Here is a 14,417-nt window from a genome sequence, read left to right as displayed (position 1 = left end):
ACAAACCAATAACATATTATGAAACAAGCTATCTCTAAAAAGCTTAATGAATTAGAGTCAACCGCTATTTGTGGTAACGACATCAGCTCCTCTGTTTTGTATGTATCAGCATTAGCTATTGCGTTTGCTGGTCAATATGCATGGATAACGCTATTAATCGTATCAGTAGTATTATTTTTATTTCGGAAAATTTATGGGGAAGTAGTTGGTGCAATGCCGTTAAATGGTGGTGCTTACAATGCTTTATTGAATACCACAAGTAAGTTAATGGCTTCTTTTGCCGCAACACTTACCATACTTTCTTATATGGCTACTGCTGTCATTTCTGCCAATGAAGCTATTCATTACCTACACCATCTAATTCCCTCAATGCCTATTATTATAGCAACTGTTGGACTTTTATTGTTTTTTGCTTTATTAACTATAGGTGGTATAACAGAATCGGCTAAAGTAGCTGTCGGAATTTTTTTATTTCACCTACTATCATTAGTCGTTCTTGCCTTTTTTATTGTTTTTTATTTATCTCAAAACGGAATTGACATTCTCTTTAACAATTGGAATCATCAATCTGAAAACAGTATTTGGTATGCTATCTTTTTTGGTTTTGCAGCATCTATGTTAGGAGTTTCTGGTTTTGAAAGTTCTGCAAACTTTGTTGAAGAACAACAGAAAGGGGTTTTTCCAAAAACACTAAAAAACATGTGGGTAATTGTAAGTATTATTAACCCTTTAATGGCTGTTTTTGCTTTATCTCTTTTCGCAATTCCTGTTTTACAGAGTACTGATTACCAAAATACTTTATTAGTTCAAATGGGAGAATTTGTGGGTGGTGATTGGGTTGCTGCTGTTATAGCTATAGATGCTTTTTTAGTATTAAGCGGAGCTGTTTTAACCAGCTTTGTAGGTGTTACAGGTTTGTTGGAACGTATGACATTAGACCGAATTATGCCTCAGTTCTTCTTAAAAAAGAACAAAAGAGGTAGTTCTTACCGAATTATTATTTTATTCTTTATTCTGGCAGTTTCTGTGTTACTTATAACGAATGGAAATGTTGCTTTATTAGCTGGTGTATATACTATTTCTTTTTTATCGGTAATGGCATTGTTTGCTATAGGAAATATTTTATTAAAAATAAGGAGAAATCAATTACCTAGACCAGAAAAGGCAACTTGGGCTTCTGTTTTATTAGCTATAGTTGCTGTATTATGCGCTTTAATAGGTAATATTTTAATGGAACCAAAAGATGGTTTACCTAGCAACACGTCTGTCTTTTTAAATTATTTTATCCCTACTATAATTTTTATCATAATTATGCTAAATCGTACTGTTTTATTAAAACTAGTACTACAAATAATTTATGCTCTTTTTAACCCTTTGAGACGTTTAGTTTCAAGCATGGATAGAAAAATTACTAAAACCATTAATAAAATAAACGATCAAGAGTTTGTCTTTTTTACCAAAGGAGATAATATTGCTACTCTGAACAAGGTTATGCTCTATATTATTAAAAATGAACACACTAAAAAAATAAAAATTGTATTAGCGCTTGACGAAGGGGATACAATTCCTGAAAACTTACCTAATGAGATTACTTTTTTAGATAGAGAGTACCCAAAGATTAAAGTAAACTTTCAAGTTGTTCAGGGAAAATTTAGCCCTGAGTTAATTAGAGAACTGTCTGAGAAATGGAATATCCCTATTAATTTTATGTTTATAGGAGCTCCAAGTAATAAATTTCCTTATAAAGTTGAAGAACTTGGTGGTGTCCGATTAATCGTTTGATAATTTTTTTTCTTCTTATTTAGTAAATCAAAAAGAGGATAGTATCTTTAAGTATTCTTAACTAGCTTTTCAAAAATTAACTAAGCATCTAAAAAACAATGCCTACATCTAAGGAAGCTTATAAAAAAATATTAATTTGGAGATACAAACATATCTCTGAACGACAGTTTGTATATGTTTTAAGTGTTTTAGTTGGTTTTTTAGCAGGGATTGGTACCTTAATTCTTAAGAACCTTACTTTTTACTTTCACCGTATTTTAGAAGATGGGCTTATTAAAGACTATCATCATTCTTTGTACTTTATTTTTCCTATTATCGGATTATTTTTAGTGTTTTACATCAAGAAATATTTCATCAAAAAAGATATTGGTCACGGTATTTCTACCACTTTACAGTCTATTTCTAAAAAAAATGGAATTATTGAGCGTTATAAAATTTATGCTTCGTTAATTACCGCTCCTATAACTGTAGGTTTTGGAGGTTCTGTAGGGTTGCAAGGCCCTGCTGTAAGTACTGGTGCTGCCTTAGGCTCTGGTGTTGCTCAGTTTTTTCATATGAATATGAGAACCCGTATGTTGCTAATTGGTTGTGCTACTGCTGGGGCAATGTCTTCAATGTTCAAAGCTCCTATTGCCGCTATCATTTTTGCAGTGGAAATTTTTAGCTTGGATCTTGCTTTTGCTTCGTTAGTTCCTTTATTATTAGCCTCTGTTTCTGCGGTAATTACTTCTTATTTCTTTTTGGGAAAAGATGTGTTGTTTAGTGTGCAACTGCAAGATGCTTTTGAAATTAACGATCTTATCTTTTACATAGCTTTGGCTATTTTTACAGGATTTTCTTCTGTATATTTTTCGAAAATCTATTTTAGAATCATTAATTTTTTCAAAAAATACACTCCCTTTAAACGATTAGTGTTTGGTGGAATTGCTATTGGTATAATGCTCTTTTTAATTCCTCCTTTATTTGGTGAAGGATACGGAATTATCAATAATTTATTATCTGAAAATGCTGGTGCTGCTCTCAAAAGTATTCATTATTCAATTGATTTTGACAATGTGTGGATGGTCATAATTTTTCTATTAATTATAGGTGTTTTTAAAGTAATTGCCATGACTACTACTTTTGCTGCAGGTGGAGTTGGTGGAATTTTTATCCCAACACTTGTTATGGGAAGTGCTTTGGGAAATGTTACTGCTAAAATTATCAATCAATTCGGATTTGATGTCTCGGAAACTAACTTCACGTTGATTGGCATGACAGGCTTAATGGCTGGTGTTTTACACGCACCTTTAACGGCTATTTTCTTAATTGCTGAAATAACTGGAGGTTATGATTTATTTGTTCCATTGATGCTCGTTTCAGCAGTTTCTTATGCCATTACCAAATACTTTGTTTCTAATTCAATTTACACTATTGAGCTAGCTAAACGCGGTGAACTTATTACACATAATAAAGATAAAAATGTAATGATGATGATGAAGATTAGTAAGATTATTGAAAAGAACTTTATTAAAATTTACCCTGATATGACCTTGGGAGAGATGCTTAAACAAGCTGTTTCTAAATCGAAACGAAACATCTTTCCTGTAGTGGATAGTGACAATAAGTTTAGAGGAATTGTTTTGCTAGATGATATCCGACCTATGATGTTTAATCAAGAGCTATACGACACAACTTCTGTTAAAGATATTATGAAAATAGCTCCCGCCATAATTTTTTATGATGATGGCACTGAAAAGGTGATGCAAAAATTTAAAGAAAGCGGTGCTTGGAACTTACCTGTAGTTAAAAATGGGGTATATGTTGGTTTTATATCCAAATCAAAACTGCTCTCTGTATATAGAAATAAGCTAATTGAGGTTACCGCTTAGTTCATTACTCTTAGTTCACATTTTGAAGTAAAAAAATAGCTTCCTTCTCTAGATTGCTTGGGTACTCTATTATCCACACACATATAACGCAATTCACAATCTCTACATTCATCTATTACATCTTTATTAATGCTCCAATACCTTTGAAACTGTTCTGAGTCTACAACCGCTTCCAGCTCCTTAAACCTTAATCTTGTGATGTTACCAAATAATTCTTCAGTTTCTGGAGCATTCAATACCCCCCCCTCTTTATTTATAAAAATCTTTTGATTAAAGTAGGTATTATATTTTTGAGATTCTGTAAATAAGGATATGTTTATCTTGAAAAAATATTCTTTTTTATTTACAAATCGCTTAGGTGATGTTATAAGAATTTTAGAAGATGCTGTTTTTAACTGTTCGTCACTTAAGAGAAAAATTGTCTCTATCCTTTTATTCTCAACTATAAGTTGTTCATAATCGGTTATTTTTTCTCCTTTGTTAAATGGTGTTTCAAACACAACAGAAAAAATAGCAGAGGTGGTTAATTTCTCCATAATATCTTTCATAAGAAGAAATGATGTAGGAGCATCAATTTTAAGATACAAATGTTCACAGCCTAATGCTGTAAGGTATGCTACTATTTTTTCGAACAAAGGGTATGTTGTTTCACTTATCTCAATAATTGCATTTGATATTTTAGCAGGAGAGGTCCATTTCATACTCAATTTAGGAAACAACTCTAGCTCATCTTTATCTATTAAAAATGTAAGTTCTTTTTTTGTTAAAAATTGAAAGTATTCTTCTACGACTTGCTCATTATCTTTTCCACATAATTCAAATATTTCTGAAATAGTATGTTTTTCGAATAACTGAATGAAGTTGTATAAATCGTTAGGAATATTAAACATTTGCTTTCTTTGCAAGTCGTATATAACAGATTTGTCTCTCCCCAAAACTGGAATGCAATTAGAAAACATTCTTACATATTTATTACTATTCTTCATTAATTGGGTGTTGTATTGTTATTGGCTTGTAAAAACTTCTTTTTAAAGCATACCTATCGTGATATTTGTCTATTGATATTCTATTGTGAATTAATGACATAGAATTGTTACTAATAGGTTTTATTTCTGATAAATAAATTACTGCCGGTAATTTGTTTTTATACTCTTCTTTCGTTTTGTTTAATAACTGTTGTGCTTCTTTTTGAGATATCATAGTTTTTGAGTTTGTACGCTATTTTTTCTTCTAAATAATAATTACATGGATAAGAAACCATACCAAATTGCCCTATAGGATTTACTTCTAAGAAAACATATTGTTTAGAGGGGGTGTAAATTAAATCGAAAGAACAACTCGTTAAATTCAGTTTTTCTGCCAACGTTTTTAATTTTATTTCAATGTCTGAAGGTAGGTTGAACGGAATTGTTCTATTGGGTTTTTGATTATTATAACATCTAAAATCTGTTTTAGTTTGTTCGTCTAACTGAGAGAAAATAGCCATTGAATAAAACTCTCCATCCAAAAAATAACTACGTATTTCGAGTATTTTTTTAATGTTTTCTTGAAATAAACTAACTCCGAAAGTATCGTCGAGTAAATCAGCTTTCTCTGTATTTATTGATGTTGTATAGGTAGGCAGCCAATAAGTATCTCCATACAAACTCATGGGGTCATTGATTGGCTTTGTAATTAACAATTTGTTTTTTAATTCTTCTCTTAAAACTTTTTTTTGATTTGTTATGGTGGTTTTAGGAATACACAACCCCAATTGTTTCGCTAAGGTTAATACAATAAGTTTATTAACTTTTTTAAAGTTATAATTATTTATAGAAGGTTTTTGATGTAGTAAAAAATGTAAGTACTCAAATAAATCTTTTTTTTCCTCATTATAAAACTCAGTTATTTTATCTCCTATAAAATCCTTTATCTCAATACAGTCATACAGGGTAAAGTTTCCTCTTCGATACCAAACCGAAGTAATTTCATTAAAATTAACAGTTGCGTCTTTAGTGCTAATAAATACCTCAGAGGTGTTTATATTTACGGTTAAGTTGCTTATAAGCTCATTATTGTTGAGCAGTATAAAATCTTCTTTTAAATAACTAAGCCATCTTATTATGTCAATGGTACTTTCATCTTGTTCTATCGATAAAATTAATATCATACTTCAACTATTTAACCCATTCTGCCAAAATAGAATTAACAGAATGGGTTATTAAGAACTAATTAATCTTTATAACCATCAGTTCCCATATTAAACCCGTCTACATAGGTTCCAATATTAAAACTTCCTACATAGTCTTCTTCTCTCTCGTCTCTCCAATAAACACCAGATCCGTAGTAAAGACCTCCTTTAGTTGTGTCCATCTCACTTTGAGACATTTCAAACTCTTTTAATGATTTCATTTTTGAATTCATAATAAAATATTTATTTGGTTACCTACTCTGTTTACTATGGGATTTTCGGCTTACTCCCTTTACTAACTATATCAATTCTTACGTATTTTTACGTCCCTTTTAAAAAAGGTTGAATACAAATATTGAATTTTTAGCAAGGTAAAATTGAAGTGTTAAGGAACTATTTATAAAATTAGGAGGTACTATTTAAAAATTATAACAGCTTAATAAAACTAATTTCTAATTCTAAAATCTTTTTTATGAGCGTCTCCACAAAACTTTTAAAACAGCATTAAACATTTTGCTTATTCTTAGACAAATGAGTGTGTCACAAACTTTTTTTTTGGGGGGGGTATAATAAAGTATTACACCTACAATCATCTCCAAAAAACTCTTGTTAACAGAATTCAAGTAATGTGGTTGTTACCATGACAACATAAGCTACATCTTTAAAAATTTTAAAAAATATAGTTCTCTCATTTTGGTAAACTGCCTGAAGTATATAGGCCTATTTATCTGGTTAAAAAAGTAACCATTTTATCAGGGAAGTCGGTAAAACCACCATCTGCATTAGCTTCAAAAAGTAATACTTGCAGCATTTCTTCAAAAGATGAAAATTCATCTAATTGATCAGCTCTAAAAGTGTACGGATGCACTTGTAACCCTAGTTTATGAGCTGCTTCAACCAATGTTGTAAACTGCCATTGAGCTCCTTCTTTCTCATCTAAAAGTTGTTTATACCAAGGCCCTAACCCGTCAGCATAAGTTGCAAAATGTTTCAGTTGTTTAGTTTCCTCTGGGAATTCAATTAATTGCACTAAAAACAAATCTGACTGTAATTCTTTTCGAACTCTCTCCAATTCTTTTGCATCAAAGCATTGAAACATGCATTTATCTTTCTTGGTTTTATACCCGTATTCTGAAAGAATGTTTAACGTGATTTTGGCAATGTCTTTTCCGTTTTGGTGATGGAATGCTGGATTTTTAATTTCAGGATAAATCCCGATATTTTTTCCTGAGGAAGCATTCAATCCTTGAATTAACTCTATTTCTTCTTGCAAGGAATGTAGTTTAAAATTGCCTTTTCCCTTCGGGAATCGATTTGGATACACCTGCTTCCCTGTTTTCGGATTAAAACGTTCTGTAACATTTAACTCTTGTAGTTCTTTAAAAGTAAAATCTATCACGTAAAACCGTTCATCTTCTCGCTTTCTTTCTGGAAATTTTTCAGCTACATCTGTAACATCATCCAAATAAATATCATGAATAACTACAGGAACATTGTCGTTACTCAATACCAAATCTTGTTCTATATAATCAGGACTCATAGCATGCGCCATCGCTTTGGCTTCCATAGTATGTTCTGGTAAATATCCTGAGGCTCCACGATGAGCAATTACAATCTTCTTTTGCATATTCGTCGGTTTTATTTCTGGATTACATCCAAAGAAAAGAGGTAAAAAAAACAGTACATGAATTTGTTTCATTATTTACAAATATACTTGAGCGGTTACAACCAGCATTGTAAAAACTGTTAAGATAATTACTAACGGAATTACAAACTTCAACCATTTATCATAACCAACCTTTACAATGGCTAAGGATGCTAAAATTAAGCCTGTTGGGTTGATAAAAGCAAATAAGCCCATACCGTATTGATATGTGTTTACAATTACCTCTCTACCTACTCCAACGGTATCTGCCAATGGCGACATAATAGGCATAGTTAAAACAGCCATACCTGATGAACTTGGAATAAAAAACGACAATCCTGAATAAATAAATAACATTACGTTTGCAAAAATACCTTTAGACATTCCTGAAGTCATCTCACTTGCGTGTTGTAAAATAGTATCGCTTATTAGCCCTTGTTCCATTAATACGGAAACTCCACGAGCAATACCAATAATAAAAGCGACTCCTAGCAAATCACCGGCTCCTTTAATAAACATATTAACAAAGCTTTCTTCTTTCATTCTAGCTAAAAAACCAATTAAAATAGCCCCTATTAAAAACACTACCGTCATTTCTTCAAACCACCAACCTAAGCGAGAAACTCCATAAATCATAATTATAAAGCACATCGTAAAAATGGTTAGTATAATTCGTAACCTACCTGTTAAGGTATGTGTATTTGATGTTGAGCTGCCAAAAAGATTTTCAATCATCTCTTTTTGATCGTAAATAATAGATTTTGTTGGATCTTTTTGAACTTTGTTTGCATAACGTAAAATGTAAATAACACAAATAGCAACACCTCCAATGAGCATTAACAATCTCCCAGTAAAACCAGTTGTCCAATTAATTCCAGCTGCATCTGAAGCTATTATAACACTAAACGGATTTACTGTTGAACACATTGTACCTATAGATGATCCAATATACACACAGGCTAATGCTACAATGGCATCATACTTCGCTGCTAAAAATATGGGAATTAATATTGGATAAAAGGCAATAGTTTCTTCTGCCAATCCAAAAGTTGTTCCTCCTATGGCTATTAAGGTTGTTACTACAAATATGAGCCAATACTCTTTTCCTTTTAGTGTTTTTGCTAACCAAGCTATTCCTGCATCAAAGGCACCCGTAAAATTCATTATTCCTATAACTCCTCCTAAAATTAGAACAAATAAAATTATATCAGATGATTGAATAATTCCTTTTATGGGGGATTTAAAAAAGTCTAAAAAACCTTGTGGTTTTGGGGCTAACTGGGTATATGTTCCTGGTACACTAATTGGTTTTGCTATGTCGCCATTTGTAAATTTCTCTAACGGAATGTTGATTCCTAAACCTTCAAGTGTTTCTTGATTTCCAGGCAACGTTTTTTCATCTTCTAAATGCAAATAGGTAAATGAATTACTGTTTTTCTGATACTGTAATGTATCAAATTTACCTGCTGGCACTAACCATGTTAAAATAGCTACGAACCCTGCTATTAATAATAAAATGGTATGTGGAGTTGGAAATTTAATTTTCTTCAAGACAATGAGTTATTATTTATCTCCATAAAAGTAAAAAAAACCAAGAGATGTGCATCTCTTGGCTTAATAATAATTAAAATAATTATTGAGAATATCTCGAAAAAAGACTTTGGTTTTCTAATTTAACATCACAACTCTTACTTTTTCTGATTGAATGATTGCTCTTATGCTGTTGTGTTATCCTTCTACAAACATCATTTGTATAATTTATATAAGACAATAATCTCAACAGCTAATTCTTGAGCCATTTCTTGCTTAGTATTCGTTTCACTCTAAGCATTAGTTAATGACCCTGTCATAATTACAAATCCTATAAAAATGGGGCATTCTTAAAGTCAGCGTTAACATTTTCATCTCATAGTTAGCCAATTTACAAATAACAACAACCAATAGAAACAGGAAAAACACCAAATAAACAACTCAACATCCTTTTGAGAAGATTTTATTTTTTACAACTAAAAAAGCCAAGAGATTTGGATCTCTTGGCTTTGTAATAATTGTAATAATTATTGAGAACGTCTTAAAAAAGACTATTGGTTTCTAGTTTAACATAGAAGCTCTAGCTCCTCCTGAAGCAAATAAAGCTCTCATTCTGTTACGTTGACCATCTGTAAACATATACATACAAGCATCGTTTGTATAATCCATGTAGTTCATAGTCATATCAGCAGACTTACAGCTAACATCTGGATAAGTTGGACATCCGTAGTTTGACGCATCAGAAGATGGAGTATCCGCTACGAAATCGTCTTGACGACATCTTCCGTCTCCCCAAATGTGACGTAAGTTTAAGTAGTGACCAACCTCGTGAGTTGCAGTTCTACCCATGTTATATGGAGCAGAAGAACCACCTGGTAAACTTCCAGCTAATAATACTACACCATCTGTAGATGAAGAACCTCCTGGGAATTGAGCATATCCTAAGATACCTCCTCCTATTTCACACACCCAAATATTTAAGTGAGTTGAAGGAGTAATTGGAGGGTAAGCAGCTTTAACAGCATCGTTAGTTCCCCAAGAAGACTTAGAGTCATTGTGTCTGAAAGTACCTGCTAATGTAAATTGGATTCCTGTATCAGTTGCATCATTGATAAAATCTGAAGCTCCTGAAGGAAGTTGATTTGTATTTGGATTACTGAAATCGTCATTTAACACATTCATTTGTGCTTGAATTTGATTATCAGAAACACTATTTGCATTTGGTAAAACAACGTGTACGTATACAGGAATATTTATTGTTCCTAAACCGTCTTCGATTGGTAATACATCTACATCTCCACCACCTGTGTCTCCACCTCCTGGTTTACCTTTTGCAGTTGTTAATTTTCTTGTAGCATACTCAATATTATACATTTTCTTGTATAATCCTGGGTTCTCCTTTACTTGTCTGTTTAAAACTCTCATTGAGTGACATTGCTCAGATCCTCCTTTGTGAGAAACTTCTTCAGTTTCTACATAGAAATCGCTCATGTCAATCGCTTCTTGGGTTGGTAACGCTTCCTCTTTTGCGTTCTCCTGACACCCTACTAGAACTGAGGCTGCTACAGCTAGTGTTAAAAAAATTCTTTTCATGTTGTGAATAATTAAAAAATTAGTTATTGAAAAACTGCCGAAGGCAATAAATTTGTTAAAAAACTCAAAATAAAAAAGGCTTCATTAATTAAATTGTTAAATACCTATTACTTTGATAATTATTTGAAGGGTTTTTTAACGATGTGCAATATATAATTTTTTTTTAATGCTAAAAAAAAGTTAAAAAAAAGTTAATTTCTTAGGTTTTATCACTTGCGAACCCCTATTTTTTAACAATATCTAAATGTTAAAATTTAACAAAAACAATAAAAAAACGTCAATTTTAAACAAATTAAATCATCAATACGATAATTTTAAAGTCACAAAACTTCATTTTTAACAACACAAACCTCTTGTTTTTAAATAATCTAAAAAGCATATCTTTACGTTTTAATAAAAAATTAATTATGGAAAACTCATTTAACTCAAAAGTGCTTGTTGCACAAGTCTCAGAAGCTGACAAAATTGCTTTTTACAAAAAAACCTATGCACATGTGGCGGGTGGGGTATTATTATTTGTACTGTTTGAATATTTATTTTTACAAAGCGCTACTATTGTTGAATTTGCTTTATCAATGACACAGGGGTATAAATGGTTATTGTTATTAGGTGGTTTTATGTTAATTACTAACTACGCTGAAAGTACTGCTTTAAAAACCTCTGATAAAAACTTACAATACTTAGCATATTCAGGATATATTTTTGCTGAAGCCTTTATTTTTATTCCGCTAATTTATATAGCTATAGCATACACTAACAACTTTGAAGTTATAAAACAAGCGGGAATTGTTACGCTGTCGTTGTTTGTTGGAATTTCATCAATCGTTTTTATTACCAAAAAAGATTTTTCTTTTATAAGAGCCGGATTATCTGTTGGATTTTTTATCGCTATTGGATTAATTATCGCAGGAGCTTTATTCGGATTCAATTTAGGGTTATGGTTTTCAGTTGGAATGTGTGTATTAGCTGCTGGTTCTATTTTATATCAAACATCTAACTTAGTTCACAAATTCTCTACAGATGATTACATTCCAGCAGCATTAGGCTTATTTGCTTCTTTAATGTTGTTGTTCTGGTATGTACTACAGATATTTATGTCAAGAGATTAAGAAAGGCTCTTATAAAAATTATAATAACATAAAAAAAGCCTCCAAAATTGGAGGCTTTTTTTTATTCTTATCTAAATTAAGTTTCTTTTAACTTAACATCATCTGTGCTTTCTTAACAGCATTTACCAATACATTAACTTCTTCTTTGGTATTGTAAAAAGAAAAAGAAGCGCGTACTGTTCCTGGAATACCGAAAAAATCCATAATAGGCTGTGCACAATGGTGACCTGTACGAACTGCTACTCCTAGTTTATCTAAAATAGCTCCAACATCATACGGGTGAATTCCTTCGAGATTAAAGGATATAACTGATGTTTTATTTGATGTTCCATAGATTTTTAATCCATCTATTTTTTCTAGCTCTTGCGTTGCGTACGATAACAGTTCGTTTTCTTGCTTCTCTATGTTAGAAAAACCAACTGAATTCATATAATCTACAGCAACTCCAAAAGCTATTCCTCCACAAATATTAGGTGTACCTGCTTCAAATTTGTGAGGTAACCCTGCATACGTTGTCTTTTCAAAAGTAACTGTTTCAATCATTTCTCCACCTCCTTGGTATGGTGGTAATAATTGCAATAGTTCTTCTTTCCCATATAACACCCCAACACCTGTTGGCCCACACATTTTATGAGCTGAAGCCACATAAAAATCGGCATCTAATGCTTGTACATCTGGTTTTATGTGCGGTACTGCTTGTGCACCATCAATCAACACATAAGCAGCAAATTTGTGTGCAGCATGAATAATTTCTTTTATGGGGTTAATTGTTCCTAGTGCATTTGATACATGATTACAGAAAACTAGTTTAGTTTTTGGAGTTAGTAATTCATGGTATAAATCCATGCGTAAAGAACCCTCTTCATCCATCGGAATTACTTTTAGAATAGCTCCTGTTTTTTCACATAACATTTGCCAAGGCACAATATTAGAATGATGCTCTAAAGCCGAAACAATTACTTCATCTCCTTCTTGTAAAATTGAGGCAAAACCAGATGCTACAATATTAACTCCATGCGTTGTTCCTGAGGTTAAAATAATTTCATACGAATGCTTCGCATTGAAATGTTTTTGAATCTTAATTCTGGCTTCCTCATACTTATCGGTAGCTTCCTGACTTAATGTATGTACACCTCTATGAATATTTGCATTATAATTAGAGTAATAATCTACAATAGCGTCAATTACTACCTGAGGCGTTTGTGAGGTTGCTCCGTTATCTAAATACACTAATTTTTTCCCATGTACTTCCCTTTTTAAAATAGGAAAATCAGCGCGAATTTTATCTATACTAAACATATAAAATATCAAATTTAGCACAAAGGTAGGGCTTGCATTTCAAATACAAACATCAAACAATTAAATTCTTACATTTGCTAGAAATCCGTCACATGAAAAACTTAAAAAGAATTCTTTTACTCATTCTGATTGCCTTGGCAATTGCTGTTTTTTACAATTATCCTAAGTTAAATATACTAGCAGGATATTCTGCAAAAAACACTGCTTCGTCTGTATTTCTCGCAGGAAGAAGTTTAGCCTTTACAGATGCTAATGACAATAATTTTTCTCCTATAAATATTACTTTTGATAAAATTAATACAGCAGAAAAATCGGCCACTGGTTCAGTATACGGATTACTCAAAAGAAAAGCTATTTACAGAGATGGTCTTGGTGCTGTTTTGGTTACTGATGATTTCGACATTACCAAACCTCAACTTACTCCAAAACGTTCAGAACCTGACAACGTTACTCCTTTTCCTTACGGAAATGCAGATCATAAAGACACTATTTTTGCTAACATTGATTATACAAAACTGAACGAAACCATTGATACCATTTTTAATGATAGAAATCAAACACGCTCGGTAGTAGTTGTATATAAAGGCAAGATTATTTTTGAAAAATACGATGCTGGTTTTACCAAAGAATCGAAACAGTTAGGTTGGTCTATGACCAAAAGTATTACAGGTACGTTGTTTGGAATTTTAAAATGTCGAGGAAAAATTAATCTTCAAGAAGACAATTTATTTTCTGAATGGGAAAATGACGACCGTAAAAACATTACAATTCATAATTTATTACAAATGAATTCTGGTTTGGAATGGAATGAAGATTACAATACTATTTCTGACGCTACTAAAATGTTGTTTTTAGAAAAAGACATGACCAAAGTTCAAGTAAACAAGCCATTAGTAGGCAAACCAAACGAAACTTGGAATTATTCTTCTGGAACTTCTAACTTATTATCGGGTATTTTACGAACAACATTCGATACACACCAAGAGTACCTTGATTTTTGGTACAGTGCTTTGATTGATAAAATAGGCATGAATTCAATGCTTGTTGAAACAGATATGAGCAATCATTTTGTAGGCTCTTCCTATGCTTGGGCAACAGCAAGAGACTGGGCTAAACTTGGATTACTATACCTACACAATGGTGAATGGAACGGAGAGCATTTATTTGATAAAGATTGGGTACGTTATGCTACAACTCCTACTCCTACTTCAGATGGTTGGTATGGTGCTCAAATTTGGTTAAATGCTGGTGGTAGATATCCTGACGCTCCAAAAAATATGTTTTCTTTTAATGGATATAAAGGTCAAAATGTATTTATTTTGCCTAGTCAAGATTTGGTAGTTGTTCGTACGGGACTTACCAAAAATGCAGATGTAAACACCTTACTAAAAGGAATTGTAAATTCTATTAAACACTAA

General features: G+C 32.0%; 12 protein-coding genes. 4 read left to right on the top strand and 8 right to left on the bottom strand.

Annotated elements, in window-relative coordinates; all coding sequences use genetic code 11:
* Positions 1-18 precede the first annotated feature (18 nt).
* Positions 19-1,782, top strand: a complete 1,764-nt coding sequence (locus V1T75_RS07180; RefSeq protein WP_330487867.1) for an APC family permease — start codon at positions 19-21, stop codon at positions 1,780-1,782.
* 98 nt (positions 1,783-1,880) lie between these two features.
* Complete coding sequence (locus V1T75_RS07175) at positions 1,881-3,653, top strand: chloride channel protein (RefSeq protein WP_330487866.1); 1,773 nt, start codon at positions 1,881-1,883, stop codon at positions 3,651-3,653.
* On the opposite strand, the gene gwsS is transcribed toward V1T75_RS07175, so the two are convergent.
* The 7 genes from gwsS to V1T75_RS07140 all read right to left on the bottom strand — a co-directional run bounded on the left by gwsS (position 3,650) and on the right by V1T75_RS07140 (position 10,591).
* Positions 3,650-4,639, bottom strand: coding sequence for a grasp-with-spasm system SPASM domain peptide maturase (gene gwsS, locus V1T75_RS07170; RefSeq protein ID WP_330487865.1), 990 nt, complete (start codon positions 4,637-4,639; stop codon positions 3,650-3,652). The two genes, V1T75_RS07175 and gwsS, sit on opposite strands and share 4 nt — an antisense overlap.
* The gene (locus V1T75_RS07165) at positions 4,629-4,853 is read right to left on the bottom strand and encodes a hypothetical protein (RefSeq protein ID WP_330487864.1); all 225 of its coding nucleotides are present in this window, start codon (positions 4,851-4,853) and stop codon (positions 4,629-4,631) included. The genes gwsS and V1T75_RS07165 overlap by 11 nt, the downstream gene beginning before the upstream one ends.
* Positions 4,798-5,802, bottom strand: a complete 1,005-nt coding sequence (gwsG, locus tag V1T75_RS07160; protein ID WP_330487863.1) for a grasp-with-spasm system ATP-grasp peptide maturase — start codon at positions 5,800-5,802, stop codon at positions 4,798-4,800. Before gwsG ends, V1T75_RS07165 begins: the two co-directional genes overlap by 56 nt.
* Positions 5,803-5,864: 62 nt before the next feature.
* Positions 5,865-6,056 (bottom strand): hypothetical protein, encoded by a 192-nt coding sequence (locus V1T75_RS07155; RefSeq protein ID WP_330487862.1) that lies wholly within the window; start codon positions 6,054-6,056, stop codon positions 5,865-5,867.
* Positions 6,057-6,547: 491 nt separating this feature from the next.
* On the bottom strand, positions 6,548-7,522 hold the full coding sequence (glpQ, locus tag V1T75_RS07150; RefSeq protein ID WP_330487861.1) for a glycerophosphodiester phosphodiesterase: 975 nt from the start codon (positions 7,520-7,522) through the stop codon (positions 6,548-6,550).
* Positions 7,523-7,525: 3 nt separating this feature from the next.
* On the bottom strand, positions 7,526-9,019 hold the full coding sequence (locus V1T75_RS07145; protein WP_330487860.1) for a YfcC family protein: 1,494 nt from the start codon (positions 9,017-9,019) through the stop codon (positions 7,526-7,528).
* Positions 9,020-9,559: 540 nt separating this feature from the next.
* Positions 9,560-10,591, bottom strand: coding sequence for a zinc metalloprotease (locus tag V1T75_RS07140; protein ID WP_330487859.1), 1,032 nt, complete (start codon positions 10,589-10,591; stop codon positions 9,560-9,562).
* Between the two features lie 407 nt (positions 10,592-10,998).
* Here V1T75_RS07140 and V1T75_RS07135 point away from each other — a divergent pair, with 407 nt between their 5' ends.
* Positions 10,999-11,700, top strand: a complete 702-nt coding sequence (locus tag V1T75_RS07135) for a Bax inhibitor-1/YccA family protein (RefSeq protein WP_330487858.1) — start codon at positions 10,999-11,001, stop codon at positions 11,698-11,700.
* Between the two features lie 87 nt (positions 11,701-11,787).
* Here V1T75_RS07135 and V1T75_RS07130 read toward each other — a convergent pair whose 3' ends face one another.
* Positions 11,788-12,999 (bottom strand): aminotransferase class V-fold PLP-dependent enzyme, encoded by a 1,212-nt coding sequence (locus V1T75_RS07130; protein ID WP_330487857.1) that lies wholly within the window; start codon positions 12,997-12,999, stop codon positions 11,788-11,790.
* Between the two features lie 92 nt (positions 13,000-13,091).
* Here V1T75_RS07130 and V1T75_RS07125 point away from each other — a divergent pair, with 92 nt between their 5' ends.
* Positions 13,092-14,417 (top strand): serine hydrolase domain-containing protein, encoded by a 1,326-nt coding sequence (locus tag V1T75_RS07125; protein WP_330487856.1) that lies wholly within the window; start codon positions 13,092-13,094, stop codon positions 14,415-14,417.

This window comes from Tenacibaculum sp. FZY0031, assembly GCF_036350695.1.
Taxonomy (GTDB): Bacteria; Bacteroidota; Bacteroidia; order Flavobacteriales; family Flavobacteriaceae; genus Polaribacter.
The sequence above is the reverse complement of the archived record's forward strand: the minus strand, read 5'-3'. Positions and strand labels throughout refer to the sequence as shown.

What these genes read in the sequence shown, in the direction of transcription:
- V1T75_RS07180 (WP_330487867.1), top strand. Translation starts at nt 19, where the DNA reads ATGAAACAAGCTATCTCTAAAAAGCTTAATGAATTAGAGTCAACCGCT.
- V1T75_RS07175 (WP_330487866.1), top strand. Translation starts at nt 1,881, where the DNA reads ATGCCTACATCTAAGGAAGCTTATAAAAAAATATTAATTTGGAGATAC.
- gwsS (WP_330487865.1), bottom strand. Translation starts at nt 4,639, where the DNA reads ATGAAGAATAGTAATAAATATGTAAGAATGTTTTCTAATTGCATTCCA.
- V1T75_RS07165 (WP_330487864.1), bottom strand. Translation starts at nt 4,853, where the DNA reads ATGATATCTCAAAAAGAAGCACAACAGTTATTAAACAAAACGAAAGAA.
- gwsG (WP_330487863.1), bottom strand. Translation starts at nt 5,802, where the DNA reads ATGATATTAATTTTATCGATAGAACAAGATGAAAGTACCATTGACATA.
- V1T75_RS07155 (WP_330487862.1), bottom strand. Translation starts at nt 6,056, where the DNA reads ATGAATTCAAAAATGAAATCATTAAAAGAGTTTGAAATGTCTCAAAGT.
- glpQ (WP_330487861.1), bottom strand. Translation starts at nt 7,522, where the DNA reads ATGAAACAAATTCATGTACTGTTTTTTTTACCTCTTTTCTTTGGATGT.
- V1T75_RS07140 (WP_330487859.1), bottom strand. Translation starts at nt 10,591, where the DNA reads ATGAAAAGAATTTTTTTAACACTAGCTGTAGCAGCCTCAGTTCTAGTA.
- V1T75_RS07135 (WP_330487858.1), top strand. Translation starts at nt 10,999, where the DNA reads ATGGAAAACTCATTTAACTCAAAAGTGCTTGTTGCACAAGTCTCAGAA.
- V1T75_RS07130 (WP_330487857.1), bottom strand. Translation starts at nt 12,999, where the DNA reads ATGTTTAGTATAGATAAAATTCGCGCTGATTTTCCTATTTTAAAAAGG.
- V1T75_RS07125 (WP_330487856.1), top strand. Translation starts at nt 13,092, where the DNA reads ATGAAAAACTTAAAAAGAATTCTTTTACTCATTCTGATTGCCTTGGCA.